This is a genomic window from Siphonobacter sp. SORGH_AS_1065 (assembly GCF_030818595.1).
Classification (GTDB): domain Bacteria; phylum Bacteroidota; class Bacteroidia; order Cytophagales; family Spirosomataceae; genus Siphonobacter.
Genome location: NZ_JAUTAM010000004.1, coordinates 210,103 through 229,914, shown reverse-complemented (window position 1 = coordinate 229,914; position 19,812 = coordinate 210,103). Strand labels below are relative to the sequence as shown.

The 19,812-nt window shown below is 44.4% G+C and carries 12 protein-coding genes; 2 read left to right on the top strand and 10 right to left on the bottom strand.

The window, feature by feature from the left end; all coding sequences use genetic code 11:
* Window positions 1-706: 706 nt before the first annotated feature.
* The 6 genes from QE390_RS01745 to QE390_RS01720 form a co-directional block, all read right to left on the bottom strand.
* Window positions 707-1,804: an acyltransferase gene (locus QE390_RS01745; protein WP_307140853.1), complete on the bottom strand. Its 1,098-nt coding sequence runs from the start codon at window positions 1,802-1,804 to the stop codon at window positions 707-709.
* Window positions 1,805-1,872: 68 nt separating this feature from the next.
* On the bottom strand, window positions 1,873-4,248 hold the full coding sequence (locus QE390_RS01740; RefSeq protein ID WP_307140852.1) for an ABC transporter permease: 2,376 nt from the start codon (window positions 4,246-4,248) through the stop codon (window positions 1,873-1,875).
* 151 nt (window positions 4,249-4,399) lie between these two features.
* Entirely contained in the window at window positions 4,400-6,793 is a 2,394-nt protein-coding gene (locus QE390_RS01735; protein ID WP_307140851.1) for an ABC transporter permease, read from the bottom strand.
* 73 nt (window positions 6,794-6,866) lie between these two features.
* Window positions 6,867-9,257 carry an ABC transporter permease gene (locus tag QE390_RS01730; RefSeq protein WP_307140850.1) on the bottom strand — a complete coding sequence of 797 codons (2,391 nt, stop codon included), beginning with the start codon at window positions 9,255-9,257 and terminating at the stop codon, window positions 6,867-6,869.
* Between the two features lie 82 nt (window positions 9,258-9,339).
* On the bottom strand, window positions 9,340-11,751 hold the full coding sequence (locus QE390_RS01725) for an ABC transporter permease (RefSeq protein ID WP_307140849.1): 2,412 nt from the start codon (window positions 11,749-11,751) through the stop codon (window positions 9,340-9,342).
* Window positions 11,752-12,131: 380 nt separating this feature from the next.
* The gene (locus QE390_RS01720; RefSeq protein WP_307140848.1) at window positions 12,132-12,650 is read right to left on the bottom strand and encodes a GNAT family N-acetyltransferase; all 519 of its coding nucleotides are present in this window, start codon (window positions 12,648-12,650) and stop codon (window positions 12,132-12,134) included.
* A gap of 156 nt (window positions 12,651-12,806) precedes the next feature.
* Between QE390_RS01720 and QE390_RS01715 the strand changes: the two genes are divergently transcribed.
* Entirely contained in the window at window positions 12,807-13,514 is a 708-nt protein-coding gene (locus QE390_RS01715; protein ID WP_307140847.1) for a hypothetical protein, read from the top strand.
* A gap of 166 nt (window positions 13,515-13,680) precedes the next feature.
* Here QE390_RS01715 and QE390_RS01710 read toward each other — a convergent pair whose 3' ends face one another.
* Window positions 13,681-14,112, bottom strand: a complete 432-nt coding sequence (locus tag QE390_RS01710) for a hypothetical protein (protein WP_307140846.1) — start codon at window positions 14,110-14,112, stop codon at window positions 13,681-13,683.
* 283 nt (window positions 14,113-14,395) lie between these two features.
* Here QE390_RS01710 and QE390_RS01705 point away from each other — a divergent pair, with 283 nt between their 5' ends.
* Window positions 14,396-15,442 (top strand): Atu2307/SP_0267 family LLM class monooxygenase, encoded by a 1,047-nt coding sequence (locus tag QE390_RS01705; RefSeq protein ID WP_307140845.1) that lies wholly within the window; start codon window positions 14,396-14,398, stop codon window positions 15,440-15,442.
* 88 nt (window positions 15,443-15,530) lie between these two features.
* On the opposite strand, the gene QE390_RS01700 is transcribed toward QE390_RS01705, so the two are convergent.
* The 3 genes from QE390_RS01700 to QE390_RS01690 all read right to left on the bottom strand — a co-directional run bounded on the left by QE390_RS01700 (window position 15,531) and on the right by QE390_RS01690 (window position 19,798).
* Window positions 15,531-16,685, bottom strand: coding sequence for a macrolide family glycosyltransferase (locus QE390_RS01700; RefSeq protein ID WP_307140844.1), 1,155 nt, complete (start codon window positions 16,683-16,685; stop codon window positions 15,531-15,533).
* 177 nt (window positions 16,686-16,862) lie between these two features.
* Window positions 16,863-17,372, bottom strand: a complete 510-nt coding sequence (locus QE390_RS01695) for a hypothetical protein (protein WP_307140843.1) — start codon at window positions 17,370-17,372, stop codon at window positions 16,863-16,865.
* A gap of 29 nt (window positions 17,373-17,401) precedes the next feature.
* The gene (locus QE390_RS01690) at window positions 17,402-19,798 is read right to left on the bottom strand and encodes an ABC transporter permease (protein WP_307140842.1); all 2,397 of its coding nucleotides are present in this window, start codon (window positions 19,796-19,798) and stop codon (window positions 17,402-17,404) included.
* Window positions 19,799-19,812: the final 14 nt, after the last annotated feature.

Genomic DNA, 19,812 nt, shown 5'->3' with positions numbered 1-19,812 from the left:
CAGAATGCGATCCTTTGTTTTGTTAGGGCTAATAGGTTTGGGATAACGGCAGGTAGAACCTGCCTCTTTGTAGGAGCGAGAGGGAATCTCGCAGCAGTGGGTTTTAGTTAGTTAAACCAAAATCTTTGAGTAAAGCGGCCTGCATCACACGTTCGTAGTTTAACTCAAAATTTTGGTTATGAAAGGGTATAGACGCGACTTCATCGCATTTGCCTTTCCCGTGATGGCTGGTGTCTCATCAGTCATCTGTACGCAAACAGTGGTTGGTTGGACACAAACCACGGCGTAACTGCGAGAAAATGAAAGGGACAAATCCATAGACTTCAGGCCGAATGATGCCAGCGAAAAAGCTGGCATCATTCGGCTAACATCCAATTGTTGATGCCACCGTCACTAGGCCAGAGCCGAGCGACGGGGGGAGCCAATTTTTCCTGCCTGTCCTCTAGAACGTAGCGAGAGACCTTCTCAGGAATGGGGCGGGGCTGGTTTCATTAAGTTACTGCCTGGCCCAATAAGCTTGAAAAAAGTCATACGCTTCTTCGCTTTGCTCTGAATGACAGACGCTGATGATCAAGTAATGATGTCTCCTTCAGGTATGAAATAGCCCTAAATACCAACCGTGTTTCCAGATGAAATCCCGGGACTTACTAAAATCTTATTTTTAGCCCTTCTTTAAAGAATGAGCTTATGGCTGTCAATTTTTTGCTTACGACTTTGTCCAACCTCTTTTGAGGCGATGGGTAAAGTATTTTCTTAACGGAATATCCAGTAGAACCATGACTGCGTAGGCAAAGAGGATTAACAAAATAACGCCAGCAATCATGACGACAACCATCTCTTGAACGGACGGTTTTTTCACTTCCATATAACTCAACACCAGCCAGATGAAAGGGTAGTGCGTCATGTATAAAGGGTAAGAAATATCGCCCAGGAACTTACAGATTTTCTGATACACTAAATGATGCGTAGCCCCAGCCCCAAGAGCTACCAGAAAAGGCAGGTAAAAGATAAGCACCAGAGGATCTACCAGCCCACTGGTGTGCTTCGAGAAAGGGATCAGAAAGCTGAGTAATAACAGGATACTCAATGAAACTAATCCGAGTTTCGATGGAATGATCCACTGGGAACGGTACACAAGGATTCCGGCCAGGAAGGAATATAACATTCGATACCCACCACCCATCACGTTATCTCCCCCAAAACCTACGCCTAAAAAGTTCGAACGATGGGCTTCAAAAGCCAGGGCAACAGCGGCAGCAATGGTTAATAACCAGAGAATTTTATGATTGATTTTAACCAGAAATAAAACGTAAATAAGGTTGGCTATATATTCCCAGAATAAAGACCAGGTGGGTGGATTTAAATGAAAAAGATTAAAGTAACGCTCTTTGACCAGTGGGTACGGAATCATCAGGCAGGAGGTAATAAACATGGGAATGATTCGGTCGGCGTACTTCTGGTAAAGAGTACTAAAAGGATCAAAAACGAAAGCGAGTAATCCAATGACCGAACCGATGACGACGAGCGGATGTAAACGAATGAGTCGTAGTTTCAAAAAGGTACTAATACCCATTTGCTGGACTCGCTGATCATAGGCATAGGCAATCACAAAACCCGATAAACAGAAGAAAAAGTCAACGGCAAAGTAGGCGTGAGCAATGAAATTGTCATGGTAATCGGGCTTGATGAGTTCCATAAAATGAAAAATGACTACCGCAACGGCAGCCACTCCACGCAGGCCATCCAGCACTTCAAAGTGTTGCCTGGTTTGTAACAGGGTAGGGTTTGTTTCTTGGGTAAGCATGGTTTTCGGTTAAGCATCGGTGATTTGCTATGAACCCGCCCGGAAGCGGGTTCATAGCAAATAGCACATTACTCGGTTTTTAAACTCTTCACCGGGTTCATTAATGCTGCCGAAATGGCCTGGTAACTTACTGTGGCCAGGGTAACAATCAGGGCTCCGATACCCGCACTGGCGAAAATCCACCAGCTAAGGTCTGAATGGTATTCATAACGAGAGAGCCAGTTATTCATTAAATAATAGGCAATGGGAACGGAAATGCAGAATGAGATAATCACCAGCCCGACAAAATCCTTGGAGAGAAGGCCCCAAAGGTTGAAAACCGAGGCTCCCAGCACTTTCCGAACACCAATCTCCTTGATGCGTTGCTCGGCCACGAAGGAAGCCAAGCCAAACAGGCCCAGACAGGAAATAAAGATGGCGAGACAGGCAAAGAACGTAGCGAGTTTACCCACACGAACCTCCGAAGCAAACTTCCGAGCGTATTCTTCGCTGGAGAATTTATAGTCGAATGGGGCACCAGGGTCGTGCTTCCGGTAAATTTCTTCAATGCGACTTAACGCCCGGCTCACGCCCGTTTGCGGAGCAATTTTGATGGTAATGATGCCTGACCAGCCGGGATTATAGGTGAAAATAGTGGACATGGCGGGTCGATAGGGAGAATCCATAATGACATCTTTCACCACACCAATGACCGTATAAGCCTTATCGTTCCATTTGATCGTTTCCCCAACCACATTCTTCATGCCGGTGTACTTGGCCGCCGATTCATTCAGAATCAATGCACTGGAATCGGTAGCAAATTTGGTTGAAAAGTCACGTCCACTGACGAATTGTAATCCTACCGTTTTTCCGAAATCTTCACTCACGGCAACCGTACCAAACAGGGCTTGTTTATTGGGATCTTTGCCCTTCCAGTCGAAACCAACCTGATTGGAATAGAGCTGGGTAATCGGGCTTGAAGATTTAGTGACATTCGCTACCACACCGCTGGAAAGTAACTCCGTTCGGAAGGCCTGGTAGTTTTTGTAACTTTCCTCCGTGTTCATATTCAGGTAGATAAGTCCTTCGCGGTTAAAACCTACGGGCCGATCTTTGGCAAACTGTACCTGACGGAATACCGCAATAGTGCCGATAATCAGCGTTACGGAAACGGTAAATTGCAGAACAACCAGCACCTTTCGGGGTAAGGAAGCGTAACGCCCCACGCGGAAGGTGCCTTTTAATACCTTCACGGGTTGAAAAGAAGAGAGGTAAAAAGCGGGGTAACTGCCTGAAATCAAACCCGTAAACAGGGTAAAGCCAACGGCCATTAACCAGAAAACCGGACTTTGCCAGGGTAAGGCTAAATGCTTGCTGGAGAGATCGTTGAAGAAGGGTAAAGACGCTTCAACCAATAAAATACTCAGGGCCAGAGCCAGAAACGAAACCAGTAACGATTCACTCAAAAATTGACCGACCAACTGGGTCCGAACGGAGCCAATGGCTTTTCGAATGCCTACTTCTTTGGCTCGTTTTTCGCTGCGGGCCGTGCTGAGATTCATGAAGTTAATACAGGCCAGTAGCAATACAAAAGCTCCAATGCAGCCAAATAACCAGACAAATTCAATCCGTCCGCCGGCAATGACTCCGTTTTTAAACTCAGAATACAAATGCCACTTCGACATGGGATGCAGGAAGACCTCTGGTTTGGCTGCATCCTTGGGGTTATGATTAAGAATGGTATTCTTGATTTTGGCGGAAACCTTTTCAAAGTCGGCGGTTGGCTGGAGCTGAACGTAAGTCTGAAAGGAGTTATTTCCCCAACTCTCGCGGCTTTCCTTCACCCAGGTTTCTGCAATCAGATATAACTCCCAGGGTAAGAGGTAATGCACTTCATTGAGTTCAGTGTTGTTGGGGAGGTCTTTATAAACGCCTGTTACTTTTACTTCCGATTTGTTATCGATCTTAACGATCTTATTGATGGGGTCTTCATCCCGAAAAAGAGCCTTGGCTAGTGACTCATCAATAATTATGGAATGCGGATCTTTCAGGCCCATTCTGGTGCCTTTCAGCATTTCAAGCGAGAGCATATGGGGGCCGTCTGCACCCATGTAGTTGCCGGTTTTATTAAGCTTCGTGCCTTTGTAAGCCAGAATATGCCCGAACGTCCAGGAGCTGGGAACGACGTATTTAAAATCTGAATATTTTTCTTTTAACTCATGATGTAACGGAACCGGCACTGCGGTCTGCGTGCCTTTACGACCGTCCCAGCTTTGGTGCATCATGACCTGAGCAATGCGATCATGGTTTTGATGATAGCGGTCGTAGGTCAACTCATCCCAAATCCAGAGACCAATCAGCATGGTTACAGCCATCCCTAAAGCCAGCCCAACGATATTAATGAGGGAATAAACCTTGTTTTTAAGTAAGGCCCGAATGGCTACTTTGAAGTAATTACGTATCATGAGGTAAAGGTTTAATAGCGTATAATTCAAAGATGAAAAAGCCGAAATTTTCGTTGCATCGTTTTTGAAAATGTTTGTCAAAACTAAACTTCCAGAAAGTTCTAAACTTTCTGGAAGTCAGCTAAGAGAAGTATCGCATTAGTGATATCATTTACTCCGACTTCAAACTCTTCACCGGGTTGGCCAGAGCTGCCCGGATGGCCTGGGTACTGATGGTAATCAAAGCAATCAGTAAGGCCACGCCAGCCGCCGCCAGGAATACCCATCCCTGCAACTCAATGCGATAGGCAAAGTCTTCGAGCCAGCGATGCATGGTGTACCAGGCCATGGGAAAGGCAATCAGTGAGGCAATGCCGATCAGGATCATGAAATCCTTTGAGATCATTCCGACGATACTGGTAACGCTGGCTCCCAATACTTTGCGGATGCCAATTTCTTTGGTGCGTTGTTCGGCTGTGAAAGTTACCAGTCCAAACAGACCGAGGCAGGCAATGAAGATCGTCAGGAGGGTAAACGTTACCAGCAAACGGCCCTGTTTGATTTCTGCTTCGTACTGATGAGCGAAATTCTGATCCAAAAAGCTGTATTCAAACGCATGGTCGGGGTCGAATTTTTGATAAACCTTTTCAATATACGCCAGCGTCGCCTGGGTGTTTTCGGGTCGAATTCGTACGTAAAGATTATCCTGTTGAAAATCGAGCGGCATTTGCATGACCAGCGGTTCAATTGTATGCTGGAGTGAATAGACATGGAAATCTTTCACCACACCAACGACCTGCGAATGACCACGAATTTCATTATTCTGCCCCGCGTTGAATTCTACCCGTTTTCCGATGGGGTTTTTCCAGCCAAGTTTTTTTACCAGTGTTTCATTCACCAGAACAGATTCGTAAAGGTCTGTTTTGCGACTTTTGTCAAAATTCCGTCCGGCTACGAGTTTCATTTCCAGTGTGTTGAGAAAATCTTCATCCACATCAATTCGCTTGGTAATCACGCTGGATTCGGAAATTTCTCCATTATTCTCGAAGTAGAAACCTTTACCCCCCAGGTCGTTATTTCCAATCGGGTTACCCGCCGCCGAAACCCCTTCGATCAATGGATTTTTTAGTAACTCATCTTTAAGCTGTGGAATCTGTTTGCGAACCTCCGTTTTATGGACATGAAAAGTTAATACCTGATTGCGGTTGAAACCCAGGTCTTTTGAGGAGGTATAATGCATTTGCTGGTAAATAACCGCCGAGCCAATAAGCATACTGATGGTAACCATAAACTGGAAAACCACCAGCGATTGACGAAAACGTTTGTTGGTAGCGGTATTACCTAATTGTCCTTTTAAAGCCGGAATAGTACGGAAACCGGAGAGAAAAAAGGCGGGATAACTGCCACTTAACCCCCCCATAATCAGACAGAAAACGAGTAATAAAGCCAGCGTGGGAAGAACGCCTAGCTGCCAGAGTGATAGCTCTTTTCCTGAAAAATCATTAAAGAAAGGAAGACTCAGTTCAACTATTAAAATGCCTAACAGAGAAGCGGCCAGGGTTAAAATGATTGATTCGGCCAGAAACAGGCTGACCAATTGATTGCGGTCTGATCCAATGGCTTTTCGGACGCCCACTTCCCGCACTCGTAAAGCGGAATGGGCCGTGGAAAGATTCATGTAGTTGATCGCCGCAATGAGTAGAATCAATACCGCTATAATGCTGAAGACTATGATGTATTTCACATCGCCATTCGCACTAATCTCATAATCCAGATGGGAGTAAAGGTGAATGTCTGTGAGTGGCTGAAGATGAAGTTTGTAATCGACATTACCCATTTCCTTCTGTAAATGATCGGGGAAAAAGCGGGTTAACTTCTTTTCCAGCGAAGCTACATGCGTATGAGGCTTGAGTAATAGATAGGTGTAAATCGAGAAATTCTGCCAACCGTCCGTATAATCTGCTGGTAACGAACGCAGAGCTTTAAAGTGAAGGTGAGAGTGGGTAGGAGCGTCTTTGATAACTCCGGTAACCAGATTCTCATAATTATTTTCCAGATAAACCGTTTGATTCAGAGCACGTTTCGCATCGCCAAAGAGCTTCTTAGCCATACCTTCGGTCAGTACGATGGACTTGGGTTTGGATAGGGCAGTTTTAGGATTGCCGTACAAGAAAGGGAAATCGAAAACCTCAAAAACGTTAGCATCGGTAAAACAGATTGCTTTTTCTGTATACTGCTTGTCACCGACCCGAATTGGGCCGCCGCCTTCCGGAGAAAACCGAACGGTTTCCTGAATTTCGGGGTAATCTTTTTTTAAGGTGGGAGCAAAAGGTGCGGAAGTGATGGCCAGATCAAAATGCCCATTATCCCAATTAGCCGAATGTACGACCCGATAAATGCGATCCGATTTTTCGTGGAAGCGGTCGTAGGTGAGTTCATCAAGAATAAATAGTCCAATCATCCAGAACGCTGCCAAACCTACCGCCAGGCCGAGCAGATTAATCACTGAAAACATCCGGTTTTTCAGGAGATTACGTAAAGCAACTTTCAAATGATTTTTCAGCATAGCTTTTTAGGTTGCTGGTTGTTAGTTACGGGTTGTTAGTTTTTGTAACGACTTCAACTAACAACTCATCTTCCTACTCTGATTTCAAACTTCTGATCGGATTCATTAAGGCCGCTTTTACGGCCTGATAACTAACCGTCAGCAACGTTACCACTAACGTAGACAGACCTGCCAGAGCAAAAACCCACCAGGACAATGAAACGCGGTAAGCGTATTCTTCCAGCCACTTACTCATGGCGAACCAGGCCAGTGGGAAGGCAATCAGGGCCGCAACCAGCACCAGTTGAACGAACCCTTTGGAGAGCAAAAGAAAAATGTTACCAACGGAAGCCCCCAGCACTTTTCGAATACCAATTTCTTTAATTCGCTGTTGTACAACGTAGGAAGTCAGTCCGAATAAACCCAGACAGGCCAGAATGATGGATAGTGTAGTGAAAATATTCATGAGTCTACCCAGCCGAATTTCAGAGTCGTAGAGGAGCTTGTAGGTATCATCCAGAAACGTATATTCAAAGGGCTGAGAAGGAACCAGTTTTTTCCAGGTAGCTTCCAGAAAAGCCAGCGTTTGAGGCACGTTGTGACCACTAAGTTTAATGAACAAACGATGCCCCTGTTTTTCCGGGAAAAGAACCAGGGGTTTAATCTTTTCGTGTAAACTGGCAAAGTGAAAGTCTTTGATGACGGCTTTGACATAACCTGGACGGGAAGCGTCCAGAAACATGCGTTTGCCAATCGCTTCCTTAGGTGTCCATCCGAGCTGGCGGGCGGCACTTTCATTCAGAATAAACTGATAAACAGACTGATTGGCATCGGGAAGGTCGGTATTCGTAATATCCTGTTGAGTTAAATCCTGACCCGCAATCAACTGAACGCCAATGGTTTTTAAATAATCTTCATCAATAGGGTTGGCATTGACTGAAATCTGATTGGATTCAGGCATATCTGCCGACCGCATACTATACCCACTGACAATATTAGCCGGGTTGTTTGCACTGCGGGACGCATATAAAATATCAGGATTCTTTTTTAATTCATCCTTGATCGTAAGGATCTTATGCTGAGCTTCTCTATTAAGAAAGAGTTGCACCAACTGGTGACGATCAAAGCCCAGATTCTTATTCTGAATGTAATGAAGCTGATTTTGAATAATTAACGTTGCCGCAATCAGAAAAATAGAAATGGTAAACTGGAAAACGATGAGTGACTGCTGTACCCGCTTCCCGGAACTGGTATGTTTGAATGCTCCTTTGAGTACTTTAATGGGCTGAAAACCGGAAATAATCAGGGCTGGATAAGTTCCTGCCAACAAACTAATGGCAATGGTAATGCCTAACGTAAAGGCTATAAAGGGAGCGGTGAAAAGGGCACTGTAGTGCAGGGAAGTGGCCGCTACTTCATTGAAATAGGGAAGCAAAAGCACCACTACGTCAAGGCTAAGTAATACAGCAACCACGCAAACAATAAAAGATTCCCCGATAAACTGCCAGAAGAGTTGTGAATTATCCGCTCCAATTACTTTTCGAATGCCTACTTCTTTAGCCCTTTCGACGGAGCGTGCGGTACTTAGATTAATATACGTAAAGCAAACAATCATCAGAATCAATCCTGCGATAGCAGCCAGAATATACAGATAGGTTACTGGGGTATTCGCCACCAGGCCACCATAGGGAGAATGCAAATGGATCTCTGAAAACCGTTCCAGGTAATAATCAATGGTCGCTCCAGAGCCTGCCATTTCTTTTTTCATGAAAGGCGAAATCTTGGCCTGAAGGGAAGCCAGGTCTTCTGGTTTTCTCAGTAATAGGTAGGTGGTGTAGTTAGCGTTGAAATACGAAGTTTCCTGATTGGCTCCTAATGAAGAGAATGAGGCCAGAAAATCGAACTTCAACTGGGAGTTGGCAGGGTAATCTTTAATAACCCCGGTTACCTGATAGGATATGGTATCAGCGGCGGTTAACAGCAATTTCCCAACCGGATTGGCCGAGCCAAAGTATTTTTTGGCCGAAGATTCCGTAAGTACCACCTTGAAGGGGCCATCCAGGGCATGGGCTGAACTTCCGTGAATAAAGTCCGCCTGAAACACTTTGAAAAAGCTGGAGTCGGCGTAGACAAATTTCTGTTCTGAAACCAAGGTATTGTTTAACCTGAGAGTGGCCGTAGAACCCGAGAGCCGAACCGCAGACTCTACTTCTGGAAAGGTTCGCTGAAAAACAGGAGCGACTTTTGTACTGGTAAAATTACCCTTCTGAGCCTTGTCGTTGCTGCCAAAGCTATACTCCATAATAACCCGTGCAATCTGATCGCCCTTGGGCTGAAAACGGTCAAAGCTCACTTCGTTCTGAATGTAAAGACCAATCAGAAGACAGCCGCTTAAACCAATCATCAGTCCGAAGATGTTGATGAAAGAGGAGGTACGGTTTTTCCAGAGATTTCGAAAAGCAATGGTGAAATAACTTTTAAGCATAGCGTTTGGGGTGCTTAGTGACTACTACTGCGGTTAATGGATTGCTGATTGTTAGAAGATTCTAACAATCAGCAACTAAAAACTACTCACTTTTCAGACTCTTGGCTGGGTTAGCCGTAGCGGCCCGGAAAGATTGGTAACCAACCGTAAGAATGGCGATGAAGGCTGTAATAACGATAGCAAGTACAAAGACCGTCCAGCCGATGCTGATGCGGTAACTGTAATCTTCCAGCCATTTGGTCATGACCCACCAGCTTAACGGAGCGGCTACGACGAAGGCAATTAAGACCAGCTTGCCAAATTCCATCCCGAAAAGACCCAGAATCTGACTCACGCTGGCTCCAAGTACTTTTCGAACCCCAATTTCTTTGGTTTTCTGGGCAGCCATGAAGCTGACGAGTCCGTACAGGCCCAGGCAACCAATAATGATGGCAATGCAAGAAAAGACACGAACGAATTGCAGAATAAGATTTTCCGTTTGATAAAACTTAGCGATTCGTTCGTCCAGAAAGTATTGAGAATAGAGGAAATCCGGGAAGGTTTCGTTCCAGACCTGCTCAATGCCAGCCAGGGTTTGAGGCAAATGGGCCGTGTTAACTTTCAAGCCAGCACTGTAATAGCGTTTTTGATCAGAGAAAATAGCTATGGGCTGAATCTGACTGTGTAAAGAAAGATTATTCCAGTCTTTAATCACGCCATAAATGGGAGCACTGATATTCCAGAGCTTTAAGTTTCTGCCAATAACATCGGCAGGCTTGATGTTTTTCCCCAATCGTTTGACATAGGTTTCATTGACCAGGTAACCGCGAGTACTGTCGGTTTCGGGCAGATTTTTACCGGCTACCAGCTTCAGGCCGTACGTTTCAAGGTAATGGGTATCGGCGAGCTTGGTATTAACGGACCATTTTTCATTTTCCTGACGGGTATCGAAACGGTGGCTGGTTTCATTGTTCGACTGACTACTGGGGGCATGCGACTGAAAGGTAACCTGGCTGACTCCGGGAACCCGCTGTAATTGGGTCCGAAATGCTTCGGTTGCTTTTTCTGGTAAAGGAATATCAATCAGAACGATAGCTGAGGGGTTATAACCAATGTCTTTTCCCCGGAAAAAATCCATTTGCTGGGTAACCACGATAGCTCCAATGATGAGTAGCTGCGTGAGTACGAACTGTACAATAACCAGACTACGCCGAACGGATAATCCACCCACTTGTTGGGTGTTTATTTTCCCTTTCAGGGCTGCTACGGGCTGAAAACCAGCCAGCACGATTCCCGGATAAGAGCCCGACAACAGAGTAACCGTTACCAGAAGAAAAGCCAGAAACAGCAGCATGGGGGCATCAGTAAAGAGACTCAGACTACCAAACAGGTTGAGTCCCGTTGACTCATGAACCCAGTGGTTGACTGTGGGCATAATCAGCTCGACCAGCAGGACGGCCAGGAGAATGGAAATGAGCGTAATCAGGCCTGTTTCAGAGATAAACTGCCAGAAAAGCTGTGGTTTCGTTCCACCAATGACCTTTCTTACGCCTACTTCTTTGGAACGTTTCAGGGCCTGTGCCGTGGCCAGGTTGATGAAATTAATACAGGCTGTGACCACGAGGAATAAGCCAATCACTCCCAGAGCATAGAGTTGGGAATAACCAATTTCAGCATCATAATCGGTATTAAAGCTAACCTCACGCAGAGAAAGAATAGGGTGAGCCATCTCTTTATAATCATCAGGCTTATATTTCTTCAGAAATCCCTTCAGGGCCTGCTCAACAGTTGATTGCTTCGTTCCTTCTCTCAGCAGAATGAAACAATGGGTGCTGGAATTGATGCTGCCCCAATCCTCAAGGTTTTTCCCCGGACCGTTTTGGTAATTTTTAAGCGTAGACCATGAAATAAGGATTTCCTGCCGAACCCTCGTGTTTTCGGGTAAGTCGGCCAGTATTCCTGTGACTTTTACATCCAGCTCATTATTAATGCGGAGTCGTTTGCCGATAGGATCTTCAGAACCAAAGAATTTCTCCGCCATTTTGCGGGTCAATACCACATTATTGGGTTGGGTAAGCGATAGTTTCGGATTGCCCGTTACCCACTGATAATCAAGAATGTCAAAAAGGTCGGGTTCAACGTAAGCAACGGTGCTTTCTTCACTGAACTTTTTCTGCGGAAGCCCTTTCGACTGGGGGATGGTCACGAGCTGGCTGTTTTGGTCGTGAATTAGGGCTGCCTTTTCAAGAAAAGAAAAATCAGACCGCAGGGCTTTGCTCATAGGCATGGGCACGCCGGGTGTATGAAAGACTTGATCGCCGTGAAATTCAGTCATTACTCGGTAAATGCGGTCTTTCTGGGCGTGATATGCATCAAAACTGGTCTGGAATTTAAGGGTCTGAAAGATCAGAATACCGCAGGTAAGTCCCAACGTAAGACCAATGACATTGAGCAGGGTATAACCTTTATAACGCAATAAGGTGCGGTAAGCAACGAGGAAGTAGTTACGTAGCATAAGTGAAGCGATCTGTTACAAAAGCCAATTCCAAAGTTATGCCGTTGTAAAGGGGTAATGGGTAAGTTATTGATTATCAGTTAATGTAATAAAATAAATTGTCCGAAAACGAACAGTGTTTCGTTCGCTTTCGGACAGAGTCCGTAGAGACGCGATTGATCGCGTCTGGTAGAGGCGATTTTATTATCCCTGCCATGGCTGGTGTCTCACCAGCCATTTTATGCAAACGGTGATTGGTGAGACTCCAACCACGGCGTAAAGGTAAAAATCGCCTCTTACCCAGCCGCGATTCATCGCGTTCCTATCTGAAGCGGTGATTAATTAAGGGCCGAGCAGTTAAAGTGTTATGGAGTACGTAGAAATGCTCCCAAACAGAAAGATCAAAGCTTCAATCGCATCATCAGATCAACCTGCTCGTCGGTTCCAAGAACGAAGACGTGTTGATCAAAGGTTTCGAAGCCATTTTTCTTATAAAAGTGAATGGCCTTTTCATTCTTCTCCCAAACCCCCAGCCAGAGGTATTCGAAGTTACGTTCGCGAGCAACAGAAAGAGCTTTGTTGTATAAAAGCTGACCTACTTTCCTGCCCTGAAATTCCTGTAAGACGTAAATCCGTTCAATTTCGAGCGAGTTTAAATCTTTGATTTCTGTCTGAGCCTGACCAGAATTAATTTTTAAATACCCAATTACTCGATTTTCCTCAAGAGCAAAATAAAATGCAGATTCGGGATTGGTTAACTCACTGGTTACTTTTTCATCACTGAAACTTTTAGCCAGGTAATCCTGCATGTCTTCTGCTGTATTCGTCTCTGCGAACGTTTCGTAAAACGTTTCTTTTTCAATTTGTTGAAGTTTACTTAGATCGTCAAGTGTTACGGGAGTTATTACAATAGCTGTCATGGTAAGGGTTATCAATTGTCTGGGCTCATCAGAGTTCAGACAAATATAGAGAACAGCCGCAGACTTTTCTTGTATTTTAATAGTAGGAATATATCGGTGCTATTACCTTTACTAACAAAATAATTTATAACAAAACCAAAAGGTAACATACAGCTAATGGGAGCACCTTTAACAGATATAACTATTTACGAAGGATTAATAAAACGTGAAAAAGAAGCATTACGTGACCGATTTAGGGAAATAAGTGTTTTTGTATGTGATCTTTATCACTATAGATTGAACGGGTATAAACCCCCTAAAACGAGTCGGATATGCCTTACAGTAGAAGAAGATTTACCGGATGTTGGATTCTCTTTTGGAAGTATTCATTCGATGAGCATTAGAATAAATGGACAAGATTTTTTTAATAGAAATACGCAGGAGCAATTAGATATGGTACTTGATACTGTTCATAGGTCTTGTCTACTCTTGTCTGATCAGTTTGGCTGGGATAAGAGGCCATTTCAGAATGCTTATCAATCAATCTTGAATGATAACTATAATTTTATTATTCGATACCCGCCTAAAAAATCCAGAGACAGAAAGGTAAATTTGACTGTTGTGGTAGAGAAAAATATCACTGAGTCTGTATTGAAATTAGAAGTTCAAACAGCCAATGGAACAGTGATAGATAAGATAGTTAGCAAACTAAATGGAGGCTGTTGTGATTCTATTTATGTTTTGGCTAAAAACACAAAATGGATTAATTCTGATACAATAGGATTCTTCTTACTTGATAAAAAAAGATATATCAGCTACTCATTGACAGAAAGAACAACTACGTCTAACTTCAATATTGCTTATGTACCAGTTTCGTGGTTTTAAATATTAGTTAGACTATTCAATTAATTGTAAATTAAATTTAGTTATTGAATGGTTATTTACTTAAATAGGTAAGTTGCTACAAGTAAGAAATAATAAAATTAGGTCTGGGTAAAAAGAAGTCCATTACCTGAAGAAATGGACTCAAATGGTTATAGGTTAGTAGTGATTACATAAACATCTCCAGGATTACCAAAAGCCATAAAATAGAGCCTATAACGATGAGAACAATTTGTCGGGTATTGAAAGATTCCTGTTCAATAGTTACAAATTCATTGCACTGAATTTTGGCGTAATTCAAAGCTTCAAAAGGGGGAATAAAGAAAAAAATACTCAGGAATGATAGAATAAAATAAGGCTCAGGTAAAGCAGAAAATAGTTCAAAAAACAATGATCCAATAAATAATAGAAAAGGATTGAATCTGGGATGATACCCTTCTTTTTTTGAAAAATCTTTAATTCTACTGAATAAAGGCCAAAGAAAAACAGACCAAAAAGAGCTCTTAAAGCGGGTGTAATAGCTAGATCCTGTTTTTGTTTGAAGAAACGCCAGGCCTTGTAGGACCACCAAAGCTGATAAAGGCCGGCAGTGATAAAGCATAAGAAGACAAACTTTCCTACGCTAATCGTGTATTGATCTTCTACAGGAGAAGGATTAGTGAAAGAGGTACTCGTAGTAGAATGCATGGAGGATAGGTGTAGTTAGTAATGCCTTTAAAATTAGCCTTGAAATGGGCACAATCAAAAGGCGAAGCAGAAGCGGTTTATTCAGATAAAATGCTCATACCTGCTAAATTATTGACCCAGAATGAATTATTTCTATCCGATTTTCATTCTCTATTAAAATTATATGTATCGACATATATTACTAAATGCATAGACCTATGGAACTTGGAATTTCCAGTTTTGGCGAAGTAAACCCGGATCATGTATCTGGGGGTGCGAAGAATGCTCACCTGCGGGTGCAACAACTTCTGGAAGAGATAAAACTGGCTGATGAAGTTGGACTGGATGTCTTCGCTTTGGGCGAGCATCACCGCCCGGATTATGTGGTTTCGGCTCCTGAGATCATTCTGTCGGCAGCGGCGGCAACTACCAAAAATATTAAACTTTCGAGTGCAGTTACTGTACTCAGTTCGGCTGATCCGGTGCGGGTGTTTCAAAATTTTTCTTCGCTGGATTTGGTCTCGAACGGTCGGGCGGAAATCATGGCTGGACGTGGTTCGTTCATCGAATCATTCCCGCTTTTTGGTTATGACCTTAACGATTATGACGCTCTGTTTTCAGAAAAACTGGAGCTGCTTTTGAAACTAAATGAGAGCGAGAAGATAAACTGGCAGGGCCATTTCCGACCTTCGATTGATAATCGTGGCGTTTATCCACGACCCTTGCAGGAGAAACTACCCATCTGGTTGGCTGTGGGCGGTACGCCTGCTTCAGCGGCTCGGGCCGGAGCGTTAAATATCCCGATGACGGTTGCAATCATTGGCGGAACGCCCGAGCGGTTTGTTCCCTTTATCCAACTTTTTCGTCAGTCAGCCGAGAAAGCCGGGCATGACGTATCGAAGTTACCCTTGGCGATTAACTCTCACTTCTATACGTCCGACACCTACGAAAAGGCAATGGACGAATTTTTCCCGCCTTATGAATTAACCATGAATCGGGTAGGGAAAGAACGGGGCTGGTCGCCCATTGGCCGGGACTACGTGGAGTTCATGCAGAAAAGCGGTCCGCTGATGGTAGGAAGCCCTCAGCAGATTATTGATAAGATCATGTACTTCTACGAGTTATTCCAGCAAACGCGTTACCTGGCTCAACTCGTCGGTGGACACATGATTCCCCACACCAAAGTACTGCGGGCCATTGAGTTATTCGGTACGGAAGTGGCTCCGGTCGTGCGGAAGGAAATTGCTAAGAAACAGGCCGTTTAAGTTTCGTTGCGACGGTGATGAACTACCCGAAAGTTTAGAATTTTCGGGTAGTTCCAACCTACTAATCAAAGCATCTGTTCCATGAAAGCTAACCCGAAATACTTTTCATTGCTTTCAGTTCAAAAATTGCTTCAACGGCTTTAGGGTAACCCCCTGCTTCTTTAAACGACTGATTGATTTTCTGCATATTTTCCAGGTAAGATGGATCGTCTTTTACCCGATTAACTGCTGCCCGTAAGCTCTCCGCAGTTAAGGTTTGAGCCTCTAGCGAGATGGTCGCCCCTAATGCTGCGGCCCGCTGAGCTAATAAAGGCTGGTCAGCCCCAAGCGGAATAGCCACGAAAGGGACCATGTGCGAAACCAAATCGCTAATGCTGTTCATTCCGGCATGGGTAATCGCCACATCGGTATAATTCAAAAGGGCATTCTGTGGCACGTAATCCCGGATAATGAAATTTTCAGGAATCGTGAATCCCGAGAGATCTACCTGATGAGCAGCCATTACTACTACGGCATCCGTATGGGCAAAAGCCTGGAAGAAAATGGGGTATAGATCTGTGTTGAAACTGCCAAAGACGGTTCCCAGAGAGATGTAGATCACCAGTTTGTTACGCAGGCGTTCAAAGGGAAAGTTCAAGTCTTCTTTACGATCATACACGGGCGGTCCCACGAAACGGTAGGTCTCGTCATACTGAGCTAAATCTTCCGGTGCAATGAAATATCGAGAGGTATAAATCAGGTTAAGGTCACTTTTATTCAGCAATAACTGAAGTGGCTGGTCGGGTAAAGATACGCCGTATTTTTTCTGAATAGATTTCATTACCTCTGCGTATGCTTCCTGTTTGCTTTGCAGAACCTGTTGTTTCTTTTTGAAAAATTTATTCAATCCCGCAAAAACGGCAAGCGAAGAAATAGCAGGAATTCGGAGAATCTGAGAGATAATGCGGGTAAAGGGGAAGGCGGCGGAGTGAATCATATAATCAAAGGGGATACGCTGGTTTTCAGATAAAATAGGGTCGATGACCGTTTCAGCAGAACGGAAAATGCTCAAGAAGGGAGACTCGTCCGAAGAAGGTTGGGCTTTAAAAATATTTAAATCGGCGGCGTAGCTTTTGAAGGTTGCTCCGGTCGCTTCGATTTTCTCCCGGAACTCTTCCGAGGCGAAGTAAGTCACCTCCTCCCCGTGTTTGATTAGCTCATGTACCAAACCCAGCGTAGGGTTGATATGCCCATGAGAAGGCATTCCTAAAAAAGTACGTTTGACATCGTCTTCAATGGCGTTACTAATGATCAATAAACGAAGTCGATCCTGGGCTTCGCGTTTCTGATCTGGAAGACGGGCTACGTTCGTTTTTACTTTAACGGTATAAAAAAATCCCGAAAACTTAGAGCTTTCGGGAAGTCAAAAAGAGGTAATATACTAGTGAGATTGTTCAAACTCCTTAATAACCTGATTCACCATTTTACGCTTTTCAGATTCGCTCTTGCCTTCCGTGTTCATGGATTTCTGAACGGTTTTTCGTTTCCCATTTTCCATGCGTTCTACCTTAACCGTCATATGCTTGTCATCTTCATCAACGGTGAGGGAGGCATTCGTAGGAATCTTATAATTCGGACTGTTCGGCGGTGATGGTGGCGTCGGCGGGGGAGCTGAGGGTGACGACGGAGGGGAGGGAGGGGTAGGAGGTACTGGAGCTTCAGGAGCGTCCAGACCAATAGAACGGTAAGCATCAGCCACTAACCGATCACGCTCCGCTTTACTGAGGTTGGAGACTTCATACGTGTGCTGAAATTCAACCGCTTTGCCGTCTACTTTTCCCTGAATATCAATACTCAGTTTCTTCCCGTCATCGTGAATGGACGAATGAATACGTTGCTGAGCCAGAGCGGGAAAGCTCAGTAAACTTGCCAATAGAATAATTTTTTTCATGGAGTAACAAAGCATTGGGTTTGAAGTACCTATTCAGAACGGAGCGAGTTAACGGGGTTAGCTAGTGCCGTTCGGATGGTGTTGAAACTGATTGTTACTAAAGCAATGAGGGTGGTTAATAATGCCGCTACTGCAAAGATCTGCCAACTGATTTCGATTCGATATGCAAAGTTTTCGAGCCAGCGATGGGTAGCATACCAGGCCGCCGGAATGGCAATGATAAAGGCAATTAGCACGAGCGTCAGGAAGTTTTGACTCAGTAACTGAGAAAGCTGGAGAACGGAAGCTCCCATCACTTTCCGAATACCAATTTCCTTGGTTCGTTGCTGCATGGAAAGACTGGCCAGACCAAACAGACCGATGCAGGAAATAAAAATGGTTAGCACCGCTCCGAGGGTAATAATCTGCTTCCATTGAGCCTCTTCTTTGTAATTTTTGTAATTCAGCTGTTCCATGAAATCGTATTGGAACGGTCGATACGGATTTAGTTTCCGATAGGTCCTTTCAATAGAAGCCAATGCCTGGGGCAGTTGGTCCGGCTGAATGCGGATGAGAAATCTACCAAAGGGTAAACTAGGATTGGGGCTGAATAACACGGGGCCAATTTTTTCTTTCAGCGAACCATAATGGTAATCTTTCACCACTCCAACGATGGCAAGTTTGGTATCATTTCCATTCAGAAAATCTATGGTTCGACCAATGGCTGATCCTTTCCAGCCCACTTTCTTTACAAAAGCTTCGTTCACGATGACCGACTGTGTAGAATCGGCAGGGTAGGCGGGTGAAAAGTTTCTTCCTTCCACCAAAGGAATTTGCATGGTCGACAAAAAATGCTCGTCAATGTGCTTATAAGCCACATCCAGATCAACCCCGTTGGCTTTCGAAATCGTTAACCAATCGCCGTCCATAATCGGGGCGACGTGCGTGACTCCGGGAGCGTGACGAAATTCATTCGTGAACGTTTGTTGCCGCAGGGACGTAGGGCTGTCTTCTTGGGAACTCCAGCCGACGGTAAGCGACAACAGGTTTTTATCATTGTACCCGAGGTCTTTGTGCGTTAGGTAATCGAATTGGGAGTAAATGAATAAGGTAGTGATGATAAGGAAAGTAGCCAGTGAAAACTGTAACACCACCAACCCCTTCGCCATGGAGTTTTTACCCGAAAACCGAAAGCGATTATTCAGCGTTTTGAGCGGATCGAAGCCGGATAAAACCAGGGCTGGATAAAAGCCCGCGGCAAAACCAGTGATAAGAAACAAAGCGATAATTCCGAGAACTAGCTTATAGTCAAAGAGGTAACTCAGGCTTAGCTGTTTATTGGCTAATTCGTTGAAGAAAGGCAGACTGGCTTTGGCCAAAATAATGGCTAAAACAAAGGCAACAAAACACAGCAGAAATGATTCCCCTAGAAATTGCCGCATGAGTTGAGAACGTTGGCCACCCACTACTTTTCGGATGCCAATCTCCTTACGACGACGCAGCGATTGTGCTACCGTCAAATTCACGAAATTAATACAGGCAATGATGAGAACGAAAGCTGCAATCCCCAGCAAAATGTAGGAATACATGGGGTTACCCGCCCGAGGCGTATATTCCGTTCCGGTATCCAGATGCATGGCCATAAACGGCTGCAAACCCCAGTGAAAGTGATCTTTGAAACCGTGTTTGCGGGCTTCGTTGCGTTCTTTTTGCGAAAAACGCAGATAGGCCTGATTCAGCTTTTTTTCTACCGCCTGAAGGTTAGCCGAGGGATGCAATAAAATATACGTAGGATACGACAACCAGAGCCAGCTCGCGTCTTTCTCGTGAACTTCCTGATAGAGAAAAGGCAGTAGCATTTTGAACTGAATCGTCGAGTTTTGTGGGGCATTTTTAGCGACGCCCGTAACCACAAAAGTTTCAAATGTATGGTTGATTTCGAACTCCAGTTTCTTTCCTAAAGCCTGCGTCGTACCGAAGTATTTCTCGGCCATCTCTTCAGTTAATACCAGCGAATGCAGATCAGAAAGAACAGTTTTGGGATTACCTTGCAGTAAGGGAAAAGAAAAGAGCGTAAAGAAGTTTTTATCTGCCCAGGAAGCTTTTTCATGAAAAGTTTCACTGCCTGATCGTACAATAAAGTTACGCTCCTGAACTCTTGAAAAATCCTGAACTTCAGGAATGTTAGCCTTAAAGACTGGCCCTTGCACCATAGCCGCAATACCGAGTTTATTACGCGTTCCATCCGTTTGCTGAATGGTGCAGGTAACGCGATAAAGCTGGTCTTTTTTTGCCTGAAAGGCATCGAAAGATACCTCATCTTTCGTGTAAAGGATAATGAGCATGCAACAAGCTAAACCAATGCTCAGACCAGCGATATTAATAATCGAAAATACCTTACTCCGAAGGAGATTTCGCAGGGCGATTTTGAGGTAATTAAAGAGCATGTTATAGATAGTTA